Source organism: Parasaccharibacter sp. TMW 2.1884 (assembly GCF_023337695.1).
In the GTDB taxonomy this organism is placed as follows: Bacteria; Pseudomonadota; Alphaproteobacteria; order Acetobacterales; family Acetobacteraceae; genus Bombella; species Bombella apis.
Window position 1 is genome coordinate 456,168 of record NZ_QORR01000001.1, and the last position, 20,626, is coordinate 476,793.

17 protein-coding genes are annotated in these 20,626 nt (G+C 60.8%); 13 read left to right on the top strand and 4 right to left on the bottom strand.

What is annotated here, in order from left to right; translation table 11 throughout:
• The first annotated feature begins 38 nt into the window (after positions 1-38).
• The 12 genes from hpnA to DTI93_RS02055 all read left to right on the top strand — a co-directional run bounded on the left by hpnA (position 39) and on the right by DTI93_RS02055 (position 14,699).
• Complete coding sequence (gene hpnA, locus DTI93_RS02000; RefSeq protein WP_043560468.1) at positions 39-1,046, top strand: hopanoid-associated sugar epimerase; 1,008 nt, start codon at positions 39-41, stop codon at positions 1,044-1,046.
• Positions 1,047-1,071: 25 nt separating this feature from the next.
• Positions 1,072-2,226 (top strand): glycosyltransferase, encoded by a 1,155-nt coding sequence (locus tag DTI93_RS02005; protein WP_249079730.1) that lies wholly within the window; start codon positions 1,072-1,074, stop codon positions 2,224-2,226.
• Positions 2,223-3,113, top strand: a complete 891-nt coding sequence (hpnC, locus tag DTI93_RS02010) for a squalene synthase HpnC (RefSeq protein WP_232317223.1) — start codon at positions 2,223-2,225, stop codon at positions 3,111-3,113. Before DTI93_RS02005 ends, hpnC begins: the two co-directional genes overlap by 4 nt.
• A gap of 117 nt (positions 3,114-3,230) precedes the next feature.
• Positions 3,231-4,115 (top strand): presqualene diphosphate synthase HpnD, encoded by an 885-nt coding sequence (gene hpnD, locus DTI93_RS02015; RefSeq protein WP_081563073.1) that lies wholly within the window; start codon positions 3,231-3,233, stop codon positions 4,113-4,115.
• The gene (gene hpnE / locus DTI93_RS02020; RefSeq protein ID WP_249079494.1) at positions 4,112-5,416 is read left to right on the top strand and encodes a hydroxysqualene dehydroxylase HpnE; all 1,305 of its coding nucleotides are present in this window, start codon (positions 4,112-4,114) and stop codon (positions 5,414-5,416) included. The genes hpnD and hpnE overlap by 4 nt, the downstream gene beginning before the upstream one ends.
• A 101-nt stretch (positions 5,417-5,517) precedes the next feature.
• Positions 5,518-7,446, top strand: coding sequence for a squalene--hopene cyclase (shc, locus tag DTI93_RS02025; protein WP_249079732.1), 1,929 nt, complete (start codon positions 5,518-5,520; stop codon positions 7,444-7,446).
• Positions 7,446-8,084, top strand: coding sequence for a hypothetical protein (locus tag DTI93_RS02030; RefSeq protein WP_154981556.1), 639 nt, complete (start codon positions 7,446-7,448; stop codon positions 8,082-8,084). Before shc ends, DTI93_RS02030 begins: the two co-directional genes overlap by 1 nt.
• Positions 8,085-8,263: 179 nt before the next feature.
• Complete coding sequence (gene rpsB / locus DTI93_RS02035) at positions 8,264-9,031, top strand: 30S ribosomal protein S2 (RefSeq protein ID WP_043560449.1); 768 nt, start codon at positions 8,264-8,266, stop codon at positions 9,029-9,031.
• Between the two features lie 148 nt (positions 9,032-9,179).
• A complete protein-coding gene (tsf, locus tag DTI93_RS02040; protein ID WP_043560447.1) occupies positions 9,180-10,091 on the top strand; it encodes a translation elongation factor Ts in 912 nt (303 codons plus the stop codon).
• Between the two features lie 42 nt (positions 10,092-10,133).
• Positions 10,134-10,940: a DNA repair protein RecO gene (recO, locus tag DTI93_RS02045; RefSeq protein WP_249079496.1), complete on the top strand. Its 807-nt coding sequence runs from the start codon at positions 10,134-10,136 to the stop codon at positions 10,938-10,940.
• 41 nt (positions 10,941-10,981) lie between these two features.
• Complete coding sequence (gene parC / locus DTI93_RS02050) at positions 10,982-13,192, top strand: DNA topoisomerase IV subunit A (RefSeq protein ID WP_249079498.1); 2,211 nt, start codon at positions 10,982-10,984, stop codon at positions 13,190-13,192.
• Positions 13,193-13,277: 85 nt separating this feature from the next.
• Complete coding sequence (locus DTI93_RS02055) at positions 13,278-14,699, top strand: phospholipase D-like domain-containing protein (RefSeq protein ID WP_249079500.1); 1,422 nt, start codon at positions 13,278-13,280, stop codon at positions 14,697-14,699.
• On the opposite strand, the gene DTI93_RS02060 is transcribed toward DTI93_RS02055, so the two are convergent.
• Positions 14,690-15,409, bottom strand: coding sequence for an endonuclease/exonuclease/phosphatase family protein (locus DTI93_RS02060; protein WP_227431353.1), 720 nt, complete (start codon positions 15,407-15,409; stop codon positions 14,690-14,692). The genes DTI93_RS02055 and DTI93_RS02060 overlap by 10 nt on opposite strands.
• 196 nt (positions 15,410-15,605) lie before the next feature.
• Here DTI93_RS02060 and metC point away from each other — a divergent pair, with 196 nt between their 5' ends.
• On the top strand, positions 15,606-16,832 hold the full coding sequence (gene metC, locus DTI93_RS02065) for a cystathionine beta-lyase (protein WP_086431046.1): 1,227 nt from the start codon (positions 15,606-15,608) through the stop codon (positions 16,830-16,832).
• A gap of 3 nt (positions 16,833-16,835) precedes the next feature.
• On the opposite strand, the gene DTI93_RS02070 is transcribed toward metC, so the two are convergent.
• The 3 genes from DTI93_RS02070 to DTI93_RS02080 all read right to left on the bottom strand — a co-directional run bounded on the left by DTI93_RS02070 (position 16,836) and on the right by DTI93_RS02080 (position 20,569).
• Positions 16,836-18,332: a YifB family Mg chelatase-like AAA ATPase gene (locus DTI93_RS02070; RefSeq protein ID WP_249079501.1), complete on the bottom strand. Its 1,497-nt coding sequence runs from the start codon at positions 18,330-18,332 to the stop codon at positions 16,836-16,838.
• Between the two features lie 94 nt (positions 18,333-18,426).
• On the bottom strand, positions 18,427-19,692 hold the full coding sequence (serA, locus tag DTI93_RS02075; RefSeq protein ID WP_043560435.1) for a phosphoglycerate dehydrogenase: 1,266 nt from the start codon (positions 19,690-19,692) through the stop codon (positions 18,427-18,429).
• A gap of 82 nt (positions 19,693-19,774) precedes the next feature.
• On the bottom strand, positions 19,775-20,569 hold the full coding sequence (locus DTI93_RS02080; RefSeq protein ID WP_249079503.1) for an inositol monophosphatase family protein: 795 nt from the start codon (positions 20,567-20,569) through the stop codon (positions 19,775-19,777).
• Between the last annotated feature and the right edge of the window lie 57 nt (positions 20,570-20,626).

Here is a 20,626-nt window from a genome sequence, read left to right on the forward strand (position 1 = left end):
CCGGCAGAACAAGGCGCTGAAGTGAGGAAGGAGCGGAGATGTCAGAAGATGTGACCCTGGTGACCGGGGCAACCGGTTTTGTGGGATCGGCCGTCGCACGGGCTTTGCTGGAGCGTGGTCGTCGTCTGCGCCTTCTGGTCCGGCAGACATCGGATCGCCGCAACGTGGCCGACCTGCCCGTGGAATTTGTTGTCGGAGATCTGGCAGACCCTCAGAGCCTGGCTGAGGCGCTGGAGGGCGTGACCTATCTTTTCCATGTAGCGGCGGATTATCGCCTTTGGGTACCAAACCCTGAAGTGATGATGAAGGCCAATGTCGAGGGAACCCGGCGCCTGATGCTCGCCGCCATGAAGGCGGGTGTAAAGCGTATCGTGTATTGTTCCTCCGTTGCGGCATTGGCCACGGCCCATGATGGCATTCCGGCCACGGAGTCTTCCCCCGTGACGGAGGATCAGATCGTGGGCGTTTACAAGCGGTCCAAATATCGGGCGGAGCAGGAAGTTCTGCGCCTTGTCCGGGAGGAGGGCCTGCCGGCTGTCATTGTGAATCCATCGACTCCGGTGGGACCACGGGACATCAAGCCGACACCGACCGGGCAGATGATTCTGGACTGTGCGACAGGCCGTATGCCGGCTTATGTCGAGACTGGGCTGAATATTGTCCATGTTGATGATGTGGCAGAAGGCCATGTGCTTGCTTTTGAGCATGGTACGATTGGCGAAAAATATATTCTGGGCGGCGAAAATCTCATGCTGGGTGATCTTTTTCGCATGGTGGCGGAGGTCGCCCATCGCCGTCCGCCCCGTATCCAGCTCAGGCAGTCATGGCTTTATCCGGTAGCCTATCTTTCCGAACTGTTGGCAAAAGGCTTTGGAATTCAGCCTCGTGTCACGAAAGAGATGCTGGACATGTCCAAAAAGTTGATGTTTTTTTCTTCGGCCAAGGCGGAGCAGGAGCTGGGGTACCGCCCCCGTCCGGCCCGTCAGGCCGTTGCCGATTCCGTGGCCTGGTTCCGCCAGCATGGGCGGGGACATTTTTTATCTTGAGAGGTAGTAGCAGGCTGGCACGGTGATGGTTTTTGTGATGGCGTTGTTTTCCTTGTTGGCCTGGCTGGGGCTGACATTTTTTCATGGTCAGTTCTGGATTGGTGGCCCCTGGCTCAGGAGGGGGCTGAAGGCCAGACGTTGGAAGAATGGCCTTCCAGCCGTGGCTGTCATCGTTCCAGCCCGTGATGAAGCAGCCTCCATCAGTGCCTGCCTGTCTTCCCTGCTGGGGCAGGATTATCAGGGGCGCTATCATGTTTTCCTTGTGGATGATGAAAGTACTGATGGTACGGGGGATATTGCCCGCCGTGTGCCAGACCCGCAAGGACGCCTGACCGTTCTGGATGGGAAGCCCCACCCGGCGGGGTGGAGCGGCAAACTCTGGGCCGTTGGGCAGGGGCAGGAAGAGGCTCTGGAGTTCCTTCCTGCTGATGGCTATGTCCTTCTGACAGATGCCGATATTGTCCATAAGGAAGACCATGTTTCCTCTCTGGTGGAGAGAGCCCAGAGCGAAAATATCGACATGGTTTCCGAGATGGTGAAGCTGAACTGCGCCTGTTTCTGGGAAAAGGTTTTTGTTCCGGCCTTCGTCTATTTCTTTGCCATGCTCTATCCTTTTCGAAGGATCGCTGACCCGCAGTCTCCAGTGGCTGGAGCTGCCGGGGGGACGGTGCTGATCCGCCGCAAGATGCTGGAGATGATAGGGGGAATACAGACCCTCAGGGATGCCTTGATCGACGACTGTACGCTCGGTGCCCGTGTCAAGGAGGCCGGAGGGCGGCTTTATCTTGGGTGCAGCGAACAGGCATGGTCCATCCGCACCTATCAGACCTTGGGCGAGATATGGCACATGATCGCCCGCAACGCTTATGTCCAGCTCGAATTCTCCCCCTGGAACCTTCTGAAAGCCTTGGCCGGCATGGTTCTGATATGGTTTCTGCCGGTTCGCCTTCTTCTGTTCGGCCGTGGTAAAAACCGCGTGGTGGGTGGCTGTGCATATGCGCTCAGCTGCATTACGTTCATGCCGACCCTGCGCTGGTTCAACCTGTCATGGTGGCGCATCCTCTCATTGCCGCTGGTGGCTGCCTTCTACATGATGGCAACCGTCGGCTCCGCAGTGAATCATTATCGGGGCAAAGGTGTCAGCTGGCGCGGGCGGTCGTATGAAGGAGCAGAATCATGATGCCACAGTCTGGTGGGGCCATGGCGCAGGAGGATGCCCAGATCTGGGGAAAACAGGACGTTTCTTCCAGCAAGGGCATGAAGGATGAGAACTTCCCCGTCGGGTCTTTCCTGATATCTCCGGGACACAGGCCCGCCGTCCATGCCTATTACAGGTTTGCCCGTGTGGCGGACGACATGGTGGACAATACCCGGCTGTCTCCCGCTCAGAAGGTGGTCCGGCTGAAAGCCCTGCGTGAGGTCCTGCACGGCGAGCGGAAGCCCCCGCCTGGCCGGGCTGATGCCTGGAGTGCGGTCATCCTCCGGACGGTTCTTCAGGAGCGCAACCTGCCGTTGGAGCTGGGAAGCGACCTGATAACGGCCTTCATCATGGATGCGGAAAAGACACGCTATGAACACTGGTCGGAGCTGCTGCATTACTGCCGCTATTCGGCCAATCCAGTAGGGCGCTTCCTGCTGATGTTGCATGGTGAAGGGGAAGAGACCTTCGGTCCGTCGGATGCGCTCTGCACGGCATTGCAGATTGTCAATCACATGCAGGATGTCAGCAGTGATCTGAAGCAGCTGAACCGCTGTTATGTGCCTCTCCCGTGGTTGCAGGAAGAGAATGTCCGCCTGAAGGACCTCATCCTTGCCCGCAGCAAGCCGGGTGTACGGCGCGTGTTCGATCGCATGCTGGCTCATGTTGATGCCCTGAATGAGGAGGCCGCACGTCTTCCCGCACTTGTGAAAGACCGTCGCATGAGGCTGGAGGCCGCCGTGATCGTGGCACTCTGCCGCCGCCTGACAGAGCGTCTGCACCGGCAGGACCCGATAGCCGAACGGGTGGCGCTGACAAAGTCTGATGGTCTGCGGGCGTTGGGCTGGGCCATGCGTTACCTGCGCTGAGGCGGGTTTCATGCTGGCCCTTTGCCACGGCAGACTTTGCCGCTAGAAGAGGGCAGGCTGTGATCGGCCTGTGGTTACGGTTCTGGCTGCGGCCATTGAAGGGATATGAGGAAGGTTATGGTCTCTGTTCGTCACAATACGTCTCAGGGTCTGCCATGTGCTCCGTCTGACCTGAGACAGGTGGAAGAGATCGTCAACCGGTCAGGGACGTCGTTTGGACGGGGGATGAAAATCCTGCCTCCCGGGCGGCGGGATGGCATGTTTGCCATTTATGCCTTCTGTCGTGTCGTGGATGACATCGCCGATGGCGACACCCCTCATGATGACCCTGCTTCCGCCCTGGAGAGCTGGAAAGGTCGTATCGCCGCCCTGTATGAGGGGCAGGCCGATACGGCGCTGGAGCGTGTCCTGCTTGAGGCCATCAGGCAGTTCGGGCTCAGGCAGGATGATTTCATCGCCATCATTGATGGGATGCTCATGGATTGTGGTGAACCGGTCGTGGCTCCTGATGAGGCTACGCTGGACCTGTACTGCGACCGGGTGGCGTCTGCTGTGGGCAGGTTGTCCGTGCGCATCTTCGGCACGCCGGAGGAGCAGGGAGACAGGCTTGCCTACCATCTGGGCCGTGCCCTTCAGTTGACGAACATCCTGCGTGACATTGCCGAAGATGCAGCCCGTGGACGGCTGTACCTGCCAGCCGAACTGCTGCGGCGTTACAGCGTGCCGGCTGATCCCGCCGAGGCTCTCTATGCCGTTGGGCTGGATGGGCTGTGCCGTATCCTCGCAGGACGGGCAAAAGATCATTTCCGCCGGGCTACGGCCCTGATGAAACAGTGCCCGGCAGCCACGGTGCGCCCGGCCCGGATCATGGCGGCCTCCTATCGGGTCACGCTGGCCGCTCTCTGCCGCCGTGGCTGGCGCAACCCGGAGGCCCCCCTGCGGGTTTGTTCCGTCCGCAAGAAGCTGGCCATGCTGCTGGCGGCGGCTGGAGTGTCATTGTGAGCCATGTTCATGTCATTGGTGGAGGACTTGCGGGTCTTTCCGCTGCTGTGGAGCTGGCACCCCAGGCGCAGGTGACCGTCTATGAGGCTGGTCCGGCCTGTGGGGGGCGGGCCCGGTCCTTTCATGACAGGGCGCTGGACACGGTCATCGATAACGGCAATCATCTGCTCCTTTCCGCCAATCCTGCCACGTTCCGCTATCTCGACCGTCTGGGTGCCCGGGATACGTTGCAGGGGCCGGGGGCTCCCGTTTTTCCGTGGCATGATCTGGAGGCGGGCCTTTCCTGGACGTTGCGCCTCTCGCCGGGGCGTCTGCCTTTCTGGCTGCTGCGGCGGGGCAGCCGTGTGCCCGGTATGCGCCTTGGGGAGGTGAGGGCTCTGTTCCGCCTGATGAAGGCTGGTGATCAGGCCAGCGTGGCAGACTGTCTCCTGCCGGGGCAGTTTGCCCGGCGCCTGCTGGAGCCGCTGGCTGTCTCCGGCCTCAATACGGGCATAGACCGGGGAAGTGCCCGTCTGCTGGGTAACATCGTACGGCGGACGCTGGCCAAAGGGGGACAGGCCTGTTGCCCGTGGATGGCCGCCAGAGGGCTTTCGGAAAGTTTTGTGACCCCCGCACTGCATTACTTGGAGCAGTTTCATGCTCAGGTGCTTACGGGTACGCGCGTCTCTGCCCTTGCGTTTGAGGATGGATCAGGGCGTGTGAGTGCGCTGGAGACATCCAGTGGCCCTGTGAGACTGGGGGCAGAAGATGCGGTCATCCTGGCCGTTCCGTCACCGGTGGCGGTCGGGCTGCTGCCGGGGCTGGAAGGGCCGGATGAGTTCGAGAGCATTGCCAATGCCCATTATCGCCTCCAGCAGCCTCTGCGGCCTCGTAGTGCTCTGAAGCAGACTGGTTTTCTTGGGCTTGTTGGTGGTGTGGCGGAGTGGGTCTTCCTGCATGATGAGGTCCTGTCCGTCACGGTCAGTGCGGCCAACCGCTATGCGGACTGGCGCCAGGACGAGATGCTGGCGCACATATGGGCGGAACTGCATCAGGCCCTGGACCCGCTGGTTGAGACCCCGCTGCCGCAGGACATGCCGGCTGCCCGGTTGATCCGGGAGAAGCGGGCCACCTTTGCAGCCACACCGGAACAGGATAAAAAGCGGCCGGGAGCAAAAACGGCTCATCCCAATCTTGCTCTTGCCGGGGACTGGACGGATACTGGTCTGCCTTCCACGATCGAGGGTGCCATACAGTCCGGGCTGGTGGCGGTGGGAGCGCTTGGTTTTCGCACGGCGTCTGCCGGAGCGGCGTGTACCTGAAGAACTGGTTTATGGTCTCCGCACATGTGGACAGGCACAAGCCCTGCTGTGCGAGGATTTTGGAGGAGAGGTCAGTGAACAAGACGTTGTTCCGTCATAACATGGATGCCACGGTGGTGGAGCAGGCTGTCAGGGCTTCCCATACTGCCTTGGGCAAGCGTCAGAAGAGTGACGGTCATTGGGTCTTTGAACTGGAAGCCGATGCAACCATCCCGTCGGAATATGTTCTGCTGCGCCATTTCCTTGACTGCATTGATGTGGAGCTTGAGCAGAAGATCGGAGTCTATCTGCGACGGACACAGGGTGAGCATGGGGGCTGGTCTCTCTATACGGATGGCCGGTTTGATCTTTCCGCCAGCGTGAAGGCCTATTTCGCCCTGAAGATGATCGGGGATGATCCGGAAGCCCCCCACATGCGCAAGGCCCGTGCGGCCATCCTGCATCATGGCGGGGCAGAGCGGAGCAACGTCTTCACCCGCATCCAGCTGGCCCTGTACGGGGAAGTTCCGTGGGATGCCGTGCCCGTCATGCCAGTGGAGCTCATGCTGCTGCCCCGCAAGGCGTTTTTCTCGGTCTGGAACATGTCCTACTGGTCCAGGGCGGTCATAGCGCCGCTGCTCATTCTGGCAGCTTACAGGCCGTTGGCCCTGAATCCCCGTGGCGTGCGGGTGCAGGAGCTGTTCAGGAGACCGCCAGCCACCATCAGGGACTGGATACGCGGTCCGTACCGGTCGGTCTGGGGGCGGGTATTTACCGGTCTGGACAAGCTCATCCGGCCGCTGGTTCCATTCATTCCCCGTTCCGTTCATGAGAAGGCCATCCGTGTCACGATCGATTTTATCGAGAAGCGGCTGAGTGGCGGTGGACTGGGTGCCATTTATCCTGCCATGGCGAATGTGATCATGATGTACCGGACCCTGGGGGTGCCGGATGATGATCCACGGGTTGTCCAGGCATGGGAGGCGGTACAGGGCCTGCTGGTAGTGAAGGATGATGAGGCCTATTGCCAGCCCTGCGTGTCGCCTGTGTGGGATACGGGGCTTTCCGGTCTTGCCATGCTGGAGGCTTCGACCGGTGCCAGGGGCGTGATGCCGGCCGAGACGGCGATTGCCCTGAAGAAGGCCGCTGCCTGGCTCAGGGAGCGCCAGATTCTGGATGTCAGAGGGGACTGGGCCATCAATGCGCCGACCCTGCGTCCGGGAGGTTGGGCTTTCCAGTACGAGAATGATTATTATCCGGACGTGGATGATACGGCTGTTGTCGGCATGTTGCTGCACAGGATCGACCCTGAAGAGAACCGTACGGCCATTGAGCGTGCCCGGGAATGGATCATTGGCATGCAGAGCAGCAATGGTGGTTGGGGTGCCTTCGACATCGATAACAACATGGAGGTGCTGAACCACATTCCATTCTCCGACCACGGTGCGTTGCTGGACCCACCGACGGTGGATGTCTCCGCACGCTGCATTTCGTTCCTCTCCCAGTTGGGTCATCCGGAAGATCGTGAGGTGATCCGCAAGGGGCTGGATTATATCCGCTCCGAGCAGGAAAAATCCGGCAGCTGGTTCGGCCGCTGGGGGACGAATTACATTTACGGCACGTGGTCCGTTCTCTGTGCCCTGAACATTGCTGGCATCAGTCATGATGACCCGATGGTGCGTCGGGCCGTTGCCTGGCTGGAGAGCGTACAGAATGATGATGGCGGCTGGGGTGAGGACTGCGCCAGCTATGAGGGGGCCCCACAGGGCCTCTACAAGGAGAGCCTGCCGACCCAGACGGCCTGGGCAACGTTGGGGCTGATGGCTGTTGGTCGCCACGATAGTGAGGCTGTCCGCCGTGGCATGGCCTATCTGATGCAGGCGCAGGATGATCAGGGTGAATGGCACGAGGCGCCGTATAATGCCGTTGGTTTCCCCAAGGTTTTTTACCTGCGCTATCATGGCTACAAGCAGTTCTTCCCGCTCATGGCGCTGTCCCGGTACCGCAATCTGGCTGATAGCAATTCCGGGCAGGTGGAGTTCGGTTTCTGATGCTGGGGGTCCTGGCAGGGCTCAGGCAGGAAGCACGGCTGGCCCGCCGTTTTTTCCCCGGGGCGAAGATCGCCCTGAGCCATGCCTGTGAGACCGGGGCACGGCAGGCTCTTCAGGCTCTTCAGGATGAAGGTGTGACGGCATTGCTGTCTTTTGGCTGCTCCGGGGCGCTGGATGCCGTCCTGCCACCGGGGAGTGTGCAGGTGGCTGAATATGTGCAGGCTGATGGTGAGCATTACAGGGCTGATCCCGCCCTGAGTGCCCGTTTCGGTGCGGCCCAGGCGGCTGTCCGGGGTGGCATCCTGCACAGCCCGGTCATGATCGGCACGGCCAGGGAGAAAGCTGACCTTTTTTCCCGGACGGGGTGCCACGCCGTGGATATGGAGAGTGGTCTCGTAGCCCGGTCTGGCCTGCCCTTTGCGGTTCTGCGGGTGATCTGTGACGATGCGGGCAGGGACCTTCCCCCCGCTGCCCGGGAAGGCCTGAAGGACGGGCGGGTCCACGTGCCGGCTTTGCTGGGGTCCATCCTGAGGCATCCCGTGCAGATTGGCGCCTTGATCGGCCTGGGGCGTGATGCTGCCCGTGCCCATCAGGCCATGGCTGATTTTCTGGAAACACTTCCGCTCGCACGGGTCTGAAAGGCGTCGTCGGAGTACTTGCGTTTCCGTCCGGCCTGTTCTAGAGAAGGGCCGTATTTGCCGCTTCCATGTGGGGCGGGAGGTATATTTCGCACGCATGGCCCGGATTGCCTGGTGTCCCTTGCCACCAAGGGGCGTTGCCATGCGGAGGACAAACCAGAGAAAGAAAGTTTCAGACTATGGCAATGCCACAGTTCACGATGCGCCAGCTGCTTGAGGCTGGTGTTCATTTCGGTCATCACACACGTCGCTGGAACCCGGCCATGGCACCGTACCTGTTCGGTGTCCGCAACCAGGTGCACATCATCGACCTTCAGCAGACCGTTCCGCTGCTGGACCGCGCCCTGAAGCAGGTGCGTGACACCGTGGCTTCCGGTGGCCGTGTTCTGTTCGTCGGCACGAAGCGCTCCGCTGCCGATCTGGTGGCTGATGCAGCACAGCGTTGCGGCCAGTACTACGTCAATCACCGTTGGCTCGGTGGGATGCTGACGAACTGGAAGACCATCACCGGCTCCATCAAGCGTCTGCGTGGCATTGACGAAATGCTGGCTGGCGACACGACCGGCCTGACCAAGAAGGAAGTCCTCGACATCACCCGTGACCGCGAAAAGCTGGAACGCTCCCTCGGCGGCATCAAGGATATGGGTGGCCTGCCGGACCTGCTGTTCGTGATCGACACGAACAAGGAGAAGCTGGCTGTTGAGGAAGCCAACAAGCTGGGCATCCCCGTGATTGCCGTGCTGGACAGCAACTCCGACCCGAAGGGTGTCACTTTCCCGATCCCGGGCAATGATGATGCCATCCGTGCCATCGCCACATATTGCGACCTGGTCTCCGGTGCCGTGCTGGATGGCATTTCTGCCGAGCTGGCTGCGTCCGGGCAGGACATTGGCGCTTCCGCAGAGCTGCCGGTTGAGGAAACCGTTGTGGCAGAGAAGGCTGAATAAGCCTCTCCGGCTTTTGGCCACAGGGCCATGCGGACAGTCCGGCCCGTCTTTCATGGAGTGGCCGGACAGTGGATATTGTGACATGAACAGCTCATGCAGCCGTGGAGACTTTCCGGCTGCATGGGTGTTTTATCGGGGATGAAGAGATATGGCAGAAGTTACTGCTGCAATGGTGCGCGAGCTGCGCGATACAACAAGCGCAGGCATGATGGACTGTAAAAAGGCCCTGACGGAAGCCAATGGCGACATGCAGGCTGCCATCGACTGGCTGCGCAAGAAGGGTCTGTCCCAGGCTGCCAAGAAGTCTGGCCGCGTTGCGGCTGAAGGTCTGGTGGGTGTGGCCGTTGATGGCAAGAAGGCTGCCATGGTTGAGGTCAATGCCGAGACGGACTTCGTGGCTCGCAATGATGCCTTCCAGCAGGCTGTGGAAGACATCGCCAAGGTGGCTCTGCAGGTTGGTGGTGATCTGGAGGCCGTCAAGGCTGCCAAGATGCCGTCTGGCCGTACTGTTGCTGATGAGCTGACCCATCTGGTCGCTACCATTGGTGAGAACATGAGCCTGCGTCGCGTGGACGTGCTGAGCGTGCCGTCTGGTGTCGTGGCCAGCTACGTTCACGGTGCCCTGCGCCCCGGCGTAGGCCGTATCGGTGTGCTGGCTGCTGTCGAGGCTCCTTCCGAGAGTGAAGCTCTGCTGACACTGGGCCGCCAGATTGGTATGCACGTTGCTGCCACCAGCCCGACGGCTCTGGATGTGGATGGCGTGGACGCTGCGTCCGTTGCTCACGAGCGCAAGGTGCTGGAAGACCAGGCCCGTGCCTCCGGCAAGCCGGAAGCCATCATCGAGAAGATGGTGGAAGGCCGTATCCGCAAGTTCTACGAGGAAGTGGTTCTGCTGGAGCAGGTCTGGGTGCATGACGGTGAGAGCCGCGTGAAGGAAGTCGTCAAGAAGGCTGGTGCCAAGCTGGTTGGTTTTGCCCGCTACAAGCTGGGTGAAGGCATCGAGAAGGCTGAGACGGACTTTGCTGCCGAGGTGGCTGCGGCTTCTGGCCAGAAGAAATAAGCCTTTAACGGTTTCTTGCTAGAAGAAAGGGGCTTCGCCAATATGGCGGGCCCCTTTTTCTGTCTTGAGGGTAACGGTATGGAGTGGGAAGACCCGGCCATCATCCTGCGGCTTTCTCCTCATGGGGAAAGCAGTCTGCTGGTCCGTGCACTGACCCGGCATCGGGGGGTTTTTCATGCTCTGGTGCGTGGCGGGCAGTCCCGGCGGCAGGCGGCGCTCTGGCAGGAGGGCAGTCTGGTCGTGGCCCGCTGGAAGGCCCGCCTGCCAGAACAGTTGGGTTACATGACAGCGGAGCTTGTGCGGCCCACAGCGTCTTTCCTCCTCGACCATCCTCTATCTCTGTCCCTGCTCGGGAGTGCCTGTGGCCTGTGTAGTGAAGCCCTGCCAGAGAGGGAGCCACATGAGGCGCTGTTTGCGTCTCTGGCCCATTTCATGGGGGTGATGAGCGTGTCCGCCGCCCTGCCACCCGTGGCGCTTTATCTGCGCTGGGAACTGCTTCTTCTGGAGCAGCTGGGGTATGGCCTGACGTTGGACCAATGTGCCGTTACGGGCGTGCGGGAGGGGCTGGCCTATGTGTCTCCCCGCACGGGGCGTGCCGTAAGTGAGGAGGGAGCTGGGGAGTGGAAGGATCGTCTTCTTCCTCTGCCGTCCTGTCTTCTGGATGATGAAGAGGAAGGAAAGCCGGCAGACTGGCTTGCTGGGGCAAGGCTGAGTGGCCATTTTCTTCAGCGGGCTGTTTTTGCTGCCTGCCATCGTCCTTTGCCCGCTGCACGGGACCGGCTGATGACAGCCCTGTACCGACTGGCTGAGGATGCGGCCTCTGGACAGGAGGAAGAAGAGCGTGTCTAACCTGTCTCCATCAGAGAGGCGAACATGAAGCAGGAGACCTTATGACGGGCGATCTCGCCGGGCATATCGAAGATACACGGCTGGCTGAGGCGCTGAGTGAGCGTTATCTGGCCTACGCCATGTCCACCATCACGTCACGCTCTCTGCCGGATGTACGGGATGGGCTCAAACCGGTGCATCGCCGTTTGCTCTATGCCATGCAGCAGCTCAAGCTGGACCCGAGTTCCGGCTTCAAGAAATGTGCCCGTGTGGTGGGTGATGTCATCGGTAAGTTCCATCCCCATGGGGATGCGTCCGTCTATGATGCGCTGGTGCGTCTGGCGCAGGATTTTGCCGTGCGTTATCCGCTGGTGGAAGGACAGGGCAATTTCGGGTCCATTGATGGCGATGGTGCGGCTGCCATGCGGTACACCGAAAGCCGCATGACCGAAACGGCCCGCATCATGCTGGAAGGAATCAGCGATGATGCGGTCGATTTCCGTCCGACCTACGACAATGAGGATCAGGAACCGGTCGTCCTGCCGGGGCTTTTCCCCAATCTTCTGGCCAATGGAGCGGCCGGGATTGCCGTGGGTATGGCCACCAGCATCCCTCCTCATAATGCCGCCGAACTCTATCAGGCGGCCCGGTTACTGATCGAGAAGCCGGACTGTAGCACGGAGGAGCTGCTGGATGTCGTGCCGGGGCCGGATTTCCCCACCGGTGGCCTGCTGGTTGAGGACCGCCAGACGCTCGTCCAGGCCTATGAGACAGGGCGTGGCAGCTTCCGCATCCGGGCACGCTGGGAGGTCGAGAAGGGCCGTGGTGGCGCATGGACCATCATCGTCTCGGAAATTCCCTATCAGGTGCAGAAGGGTAAACTGATCGAAGATATCGCTAGGAAGATGGAAGAGAAGAAACTTCCTCTCCTGGCTGATGTACGGGATGAAAGCACAACGGATATCCGGTTGGTTCTGGAACCCAGAACCCGCAGTTGCGAGCCTGATGTGCTGATGGAAACGCTCTTCCGGCACACCATGCTGGAAAGCCGCTTCAGCCTGAACATGAACGTTCTCAGCCAGGGGAAAATCCCCGGCGTGCTGTCTCTCAAGGATGTTCTGAAGGCATGGCTGGAGCATGTGCATGATGTACTGGTCCGCCGCACGCAGCACCGTCTGGATGCCGTCCTGAAAAGGCTGGAAATTCTGGATGGTTTCCTGAAGGTCTATCTCAATCTTGATGAGGTCATCCGCATCATCCGGGAAGAGGATGAGCCGAAGCCTGCCCTCATGAAAGCGTTCTCCTTGAGTGAGCTTCAGGCGGATCATGTGCTGAACATGCGTCTGCGGTCCCTTCGACGGCTGGAAGAAATGGAAATCCGCAAGGAATGGGACGGTCTGGGCAAAGAGCAGGCGTCACTGGAGGCTCTGCTGGGGTCTGAAAAGCGGCGCTGGAGCCGGATCGGGAAAGATCTCCAGAAGATGCAGGCCCTGTTTGAAGGTGGACCCTATGGCCAGCGTCGCACGGTCATGGGTGAGGCCCCGGTCAGCATTGATACCTCTGCCGCTCTGGCGGTGGAACGGGAACCTGTCACGGTGCTTCTTTCACAGGAGGGCTGGGTTCGTGCCGTCAAGGGGCATGGGCATGATGTGGAGAACCATCGCTTCAAGGAAGGGGACGGACTGGCCTGGCATGTCGAGTGTCAGAGTACGGACCGTCTCTGTCTGATGGCAGCCGGGGGGCGGGCTTTCACGCTGAAGGTGGCGGACCTGCCCCGGGGGCGTGGCTTTGGTCAGCCGGTGCGGACACTGGCTGATCTGGCGCAGGATGATCAGGCTGTGGCCCTGTTTGTTCTTGGTGAGGATGATGCCCGGTATTTTCTGGCCAGTACCGATGGCCGGGGGATGCAGGTGGCCGCCAGCAATCTTGCAGCGGAGAAGAGAACAGGGCGGCAGGTGTTCAACGTGCGGGATGGAGCGCAGGTATGGCTTGCCCTGCCCGCTGAGGGGACGCATGTTCTCTGCCTGACAACAGCCAGACGTGCGCTCATCTTCCCGCTGGAGCAGGTGGCCGAAGTGGCGAAGGGAGGGGGTGTCAGCCTCCAGAAACTGGCTGATGGCGTGGCGATCAGCCATATCCGTCTCTTCTCTCTGGAAGAGGGCCTCGTCTGGCAGGAGGGGCAGAAGGTCCGGTCCCCGGCTGATCTGGCCCCGCTGGTTGGGCGCCGGGGCGCTGTCGGGCGGGCAGCACCACAATGGATGCTGCGCCGATAGGCGGGACAAGCCTGAAACAGCCTGTCGCCCGTCTCCGCCTGCAGGTGGGGTCGGGCTGATTATGGGACCATGCTGAGGAGAGGACATGGCAGCGCTTTTTTCATACACCTTCCTGCTGGGGCTGCTGCATGTCAGTCTTTCCCTTCTGGTAACAGGCCATATCCTGCTCACCAAACGGGATACGGCTGCTGCCGCTGGCTGGATAGGTTTCTGCTGGGTCATGCCCTATCTGGGGTCGCTGCTTTATCTCTGCCTGGGGATCAATCGTGTCCATCGCCGGGCGCAGAAGCTGCGGGAAGATGTCAGCCCGGAGGAGACGGCCTTTCTGGCGACATGGACCCATGATGCTGCCGACAGTTTCATGGCACCTCTGGTAAAGATGCTGGATGGACTGACTGGCCTGCCCCTGCTCAAGGGGAACAGCGTGACCTGCCTGCATGATGGCGACCATGCGTATCCGAGGATGCTGGAAAGCATTGCCCGGTCAAAGCACTCCATTCTGCTCTGTTCCTACATTTTTCGGGATGATGGAATCGGCAGGAAATTCGTGGCAGCTCTGGCGGAGGCCCGGCAGCGTGGGGTCGAGGTCCGTGTACTGGTGGATGGTATCGGCAGTGGCTATCTCTACAGCCCGATCATCCAGAGGTTGAAGCGGGAGAACATACCCTGTGCCCGGTTCATGCATTCTCTCTGGCCGTGGCGGATGCCGTTCATCAATCTGCGGGACCATCGCAAGATATTGGTGGTGGATGGCCGGACAGGCTTCATGGGTGGGTTGAATATTGGAGCGGAAAATCTGCTCAACCAGCCCAGAGGGCGGCGCATCCCGGTGGCGGATACGCATTTCCAGCTGGAAGGCCCCGTGGTCCAGCAGCTTTCCGAGGTCTTCGTGAGGGACTGGGCCTTCACGACTGGGGAAACCCTGGAAGGGGAGCGTTATTTTCCGGTGCCCGTGGCGGGTGGCAGCATTCCGGCCCGTGTCGTGACGTCAGGGCCGGACATGGATGTTGAGAAGATTGAATATACCATTCTTCAGGCTGTCATTCTGGCCCGCAGCCATGTCTGCTTCATGACCCCTTATTTCATCCCGGATAACCGGTTTGCCACAGAGCTTGGGCTGGCTGCCCTGCGTGGGGTGCGGGTGGATATTGTTGTTCCCCGTCACAGCAACCATCCGGTGACGGATTATGCCCGCAATGCCCGCCTCAGGAACCTGGTGCTGGCGGGTTGCCGGGTCTGGCTGGGGGATCCGCCTTTCAACCACTCCAAGCTCATGACAGTGGACCGGGCCTGGAGCCTTGTTGGCAGTGCCAATCTGGACCGACGGTCCCTGCGTCTCAATTTCGAATGCAATCTGACCCTGCATGGTGCGGAGACGGCAGGTCATCTGGAAGAGTTCATCCTTGGCCATTGCAGCCATCAGCTGACGCTTGCTGAAATTGATTCATGGTCCCTGCCGGTCCGCCTGCGGAATGCGGCCTGCTGTCTCTTCCTGCCTTATCTCTGATCAGGAAGGGTGAGGCTGCTGCTTACGGCCTCTGGTTGCAGGGTGACGGCAATGGGGCGATGGTCTGATCCGAAACGGGGATAGACCCGCCGTTCCATCAGGGAGAAACCGCGGACAAGGCAGCGGTCCAGCCGCAGGGGCACCCTGTCGAGCATCCGGTGGGTCTGCTCCCGTGGTCCCACATCCCTGAAACCCCGCAGCATGGCGGGGCCTACCTGATTGAAGTCTCCGATGATGATGGCCCGTTCCGGCAGTTCCTCCCGGATGAGCCGCAGCTGACGCCGGTTGAGGATGGGACCGTGGGAGAGATGGACATTGGCGAGGCCGAACGGCCCAAACCCTGTATCAAATTCCAGCAGCTGGGCAGAACGGTGGGCAGCCAGACCGGGCGGCAGCATGTGCAGCCGTGGGGAGGAGAGAAAGGGATGGCGGCTCCAGCAGGCGGTGCCATGGACCCGTCCCTCTGAAGCCAGACGGCTGAAATGCCCCCCTATGAGGTCGGGCAGACGGTTGATGAAGGGGCGGCATTCCTGCATGAGCAGTATGTCGGGCTTCGTAACCCGCAGCAGGAGGCGGATATCCTCCAGCGTGGCACCATCCTCATGAAAAAGGTTCCAGCTCACCAGCCGGAGGGCATGGGGGACTGCAAACGGCAATGTCGGGTCCTGCATTGTTGTAATGACCTGATAATCAACAGAAACAAGACCCATCTGCACAGGCCTGAAAGGGAGAAGGCAGTCTATACCGTTTTGGCGGTAAAGAACATCATGGAACCTTCATGCCAGATACCGGCCTTCTTTACAGGAGAAAGCTGTACGGCAGGGGGCTTCATGAAGGGGGGTTGCGTCTCTTCGTGAAGAAGGGAAAATGTCTGTCCGACCCGCATGGATAGCAGGAGTGACAGGTATGAAGAGCAGGAGCAGGACCATAGGGGCAGGGTCTGTCATTGGTGAGGGCTGGCAGAAATTTGCAACGTTTCTGACCCACGCCGGGCGTCAGCAGCCGGGTCGGGAAGGCGGATTTGTCAACATGCCGGTTGAGCGTGGTTCAACGGTCGTGTTCCCGACGGTTGAGGACATGGAGGCCCAGGGCGTTCATGCCTACGATCACAGGCTTGTTTATGGCGCCATGGGCAACCCCGTCCAGCACAGGCTGGAACAGGTGATTGCAGCCCTGGAAGGCGGAAGCCATACGCAGGTTGTCAATTCCGGTCTGGCAGCCTGTAGCGTGGCTCTGCTGGCGTTCCTGAAGAGCGGGGACCATCTGCTTCTGCCAGATTCCGTCTATGGTCCGACACGGCGTTTTGCGTTGGGAATGTTGGCCCGTTTTGGGGTTGAGACCGGCTTTTATCCGCCCCGTGCGGATGAAGCCACCCTGCGGGCGCATCTCCGGCCCAACACGGCCGTGGTTTTTGCCGAAAGCCCGGGCAGTCATACGTTCGAGGTGCAGGACGTTCCCCGGATCGCCCGTCTGGCACACGGAGCCGGGGCACGGCTGCTGCTGGACAATACATGGGGGATCGGGGCGTTCCAGCCCTTCACGCATGGGGTGGATGTATCCATTCAGGCCCTGACGAAATATCCCAGCGGCCATGCGGATGTGATTCTCGGGTCCATCACGGTCCAGCGGCAGGAACACTGGCAGGCCCTGCGCCGTGCCGCCATCGAGCTGGGAGCCTGCGGTGCCCCGGATGACTGCTGGCTGACCCTGCGGGGCCTGAAGACCATGGCTGTCCGTCTGGCCCAGCAGGCCCGCTCCGCTTATGAGCTGGCCCTCTGGCTGGAGAGTCGCCCGGAGGTCGCCCATGTGCGGCATCCAGCCCTGCCGGGCTGTCCGGGGCATGAGATATGGAAGCGTGATTTCACGGATGCCAGTGGTCTGTTCGGTGTGGAGCTGGTTGAAGGGATCACGCAGGAAGCCATGGTCGCCATGCTGAACGGACTGAACCTCTTCAGCATTGGAGCCAGTTGGGGGGGGTATGAAAGTCTTGTCCTGCCGACATCCGGGGGACTGACACGACATCATGAAGAGGGTTTGCCGAAGGGCGCAGCCTTCCGTATTCAGGTCGGGCTGGAGGACGTGGCGGATTTGAAGGCTGATCTGGCCCGTGGGCTGGATGGACTGTCTTCCTGATCTTCAGAGCGGGGTGCGGTAGGAGAGAGCTTCTGCCGCATGGTGTTTCTGCACGGTTTCCGTGCCGTCCAGATCGGCAATCGTGCGGGCGACACGGAACATGCGTGTGATGCCACGGTGTGAAAGTTTCATCCGCAGGGCTGCCTGTTCTGCAAGAGCCAGGGCGTCCGCTTCGAAGAGGAACCCATCGGGGGGCATGGTGCTGTTGCAGGTTCCCTGTCGTTCCATCTGCCGATCATAGGCCTTTTGCACTCTGGCCCGTACCTCTGCGCTGCTTTCCCCTGTGGGGGCACGGCTGATGGCCAGAGGTGAAAGGGAGTGGATATGAACGCACAGATCCATGCGGTCCAGCATCGGGCCGGAGATGCGGGCCGTATAATCCTGTGCGCAGCGTGGTGCCCGGTTGCAGGAACGCTCGGCATCATGGACATACCCGCAGCGGCAGGGGTTCATGGCGGCAACAAGCTGGAAACGGGCCGGATAGTGTGTATGCCGTGCGGCACGGGAGATGGTGACCTCACCTGATTCGACAGGCTGGCGCAGTCCTTCAAGACAGTTGCGGGGAAATTCAGGGAGTTCATCCAGAAACAGGACGCCATTATGGGCGAGGCTGACCTCGCCGGGCATGGCTTTTGGGCCGCCACCGACCAGAGCAGGCAGTGTCGTATTGTGGTGTGGCGCCCGATAGGGGGGACGGTTGACAAGCTGCCCGGCAGGCAACAGGCCACCAATGCTGTGGATGCGGCTGGTCTCCAGGATTTCCGTCGCAGAGAGATCAGGCAGGATACCGGGCAGACGGCTGGCCAGCATGGATTTTCCAGACCCGGGCGGGCCAGACATGAGCAGGGAGTGACGACCTGCGGCGGCAATTTCCAGCACACGACGGGCCTGCATCATGCCCTTCACCTCCCGGAGGTCGAGGCCATAATCGGGAGGCTGGGGGGTAGGAGGGGGTTCATCCGGCAGGGGCTGTTCTTTGCGGAGATGGCCGATCAATGCCGTGAGGGATGGCGTGGCGATGATCTCAAGGGCCGGATGGCCCCAGCGTGCCTCTGCCCCCTGCGATGCTGGGCAGATCAGCCCTTGGCCCTGGGTCGATGCTGTCAGGGCGGCGCAGAGGATGCCGTTTACAGGGGTGACCGTTCCATCAAGGGCGATTTCACCCAAAGCGGTCAGGGCCGTGATGGAGTCGGCCGGGATGACACCCATGGCGGCAAGCAGGCCCAGAGCGATGGGGAGGTCGAAATGGGCTCCTTCCTTGGGGAGGTCGGCCGGGGTGAGATTGACGAGGATCCGTTTCGGAGGGAGGGCCAGCCCCATGGCGGAGAGTGCCGCACGGACACGCTCCCGGGATTCGGCAATGGCCCGGGCGGGCATCCCGACAATGATGAAGGATGGCAGCCCGCTGGAAATCTGAACTTCCACCATGACAGGCAAGGCATCGATTCCAGAGAAGGTGACGCTCTGGATGCGGGCAAGAGCGGGCGGGGTGGTGGCCATGATCAGAAGTCCTTGTGGGTCGGATATGAAACCGCCCGACAGTGGACCTGCCGGGCGATTGTCAGAAGCAGACCGGACAGGGCAGCAGGACGGCTCAGTCTTCAGCCGGGACCGGACGGATGGAGCGGGCCCGCAGGGTTCCTTTCAGGCTACGGAGCTGTTCCAGAAGCTCTTTTTCCAGCTCGGCGACATTCTGGCCTTCCTGTGCTTCGGCTTCGGTCACGACGTAGCCAAGCTCACCATCTGTCTGGAGGAACTGGGCCGTCAGGTTGCAGGCGGCTTTGGCAAAAATGTCGTTGATCTGCCCAAGGATGCCCGGTTGGTTGGAGTGGACATGCATGAAGCGCATCCCGCCGGGGCGCTCACCCAGCTGAACCTGTGGGAAGTTGACAGCCCCGATGGTGGAGCCGACATCAGAATAATCCACCAGCTTCTGGGCGACTTCGACACCGATGCGCTCCTGTGCTTCCATGGTGGAGCCACCGATGTGTGGGGTCAGCAGTACGTTTTCCAGCCCCTGGAGCGGAGAGGTGAAGCGTTCCTGACTGCTCTTCGGTTCCACGGGGAAGACGTCGATGGCCGCACCCATCAGGTGGCCGTCCTTCAGGGCACGGGCCAGGGCTTCAATATCCACCACCGTGCCACGGGCGTTGTTGAGCAGAATGGAGTTCGGCTTCATGGCCCGGATTTCAGCCTCGCCGATCATGTTCTGCGTTTCCGGTGTTTCAGGAACATGCAGCGTCACGATGTCGGACTGGCCCAGCAGCTCTTCCAGAGAGCTGACGGCAATGGCGTTGCCGTGTGGCAGGCGGGGGGCGATGTCGTAAAAGAGCACCCGCAGGCCGAAGGATTCGGCCAGAACGGACAGCTGGGACCCGATGGAGCCGTAGCCCACGATGCCGACCGTCTTGCCGCGGACTTCCCACGCATTGTTGGCGGATTTTTCCCAGCCCCCCTTGTGGCAGGCCTCCGAGCGGGACGGAATGCGGCGCAGCAGCATCACGATCTCGCCCATGACCAGCTCGGCCACGGAACGGGTGTTGCTGAAAGGCGCATTGAAGACGGGAATCCCGGCCATCCGGGCAGCCTTGAGGTCCACCTGGTTGGTGCCGATGCAGAAGCACCCAATGGCCATGAGGCGGTTGGCAGAGTTGATGATATCGGCTGTCAGCTGCGTCCGGCTGCGAATGCCGACCATATGGACACCCTGAAGGGCTTCCTTGAGGGCATCGCCTTCCAGGGCGCCTTTCAGCCGGGTGACAGAGGCGTAGCCCTGCTGTTCCAGATAGTTGACGGCACTGTCATGGATGCCTTCCAGCAGAAGAATGTTGATTCTGTCTTTGGCGAGGGAGAGGGGCATGGCGGGTAACCTTCATCGTGGGAACCGGGTCAGCAGGCGTGACCTCGTGAAGAATCGTTATCTATGTGTAATGGACAGATCGTCAGGTGGAAAGGGCTTCCATGGCCTCATCACGCAGGGGTGTGCTGGCACAGGCCAGTACGGTGCCGTCACTTTCCAGTGTCAGCGGGGCGCCGGACCAGTCCGTCAGGCTGCCACCGGCCCCCCTGATGATGGGGGCCAGTGGTCCCCAGTCCCATGGTTTGAGCGTATCTTCCGCAATGAGGTCGATCTGTCCCAGAGCCAACAGTCCGTAAGCGTAGGCATCTCCTCCCCATGAGGTCCGGCGGACTTTTTGCTGAAGTGCATGAAACTGCCGGAACTGGGCAGGACGGAAGATTTCCGGTGCCGTGCAGGAAAGCTCAGCCTCTTTGAGGCGGACAGTCTGCCGGGTGCCGATGGTGCCGGGCATGTGCGGGGCGACATAGCGGCTGGATTCACCATCCAGCCCGAGCCAGCGTTCATTGGTGACGGGCTGGTCGATCAGGCCCAGTACGGGACGGCCTTCATGAAACAGTGAGATCAGTGTCGTGAAGCTTGGTCGGCCCGTTACGAAGGAGCGTGTGCCGTCAATGGGGTCCAGCACCCAGAGCCAGTCTTTCCCCGGAGTGCCAGAGGCACCGGCCTCTTCGCCCAGGATGGCATGATGGGGAACATGCTTTTCCAGAATGGCCCTCATGGCAGATTCGGCTTCCCGGTCGGCCAGGGTGACGGGGCTGTCATCGGCCTTGGAGATGATGGTGAGGGACTGGCGGAAATACGGCAGGATGACCTGTCGGGCAGCATCGGCGCAGCGCTGGGCAAGGGCCAGATGGGAGGAAAGATCAGACTGACGCATGAGGATTGTGCCTTTTTCCTGCTGGGTTGATTGACGTGGACAGGACCGCACGGCAAT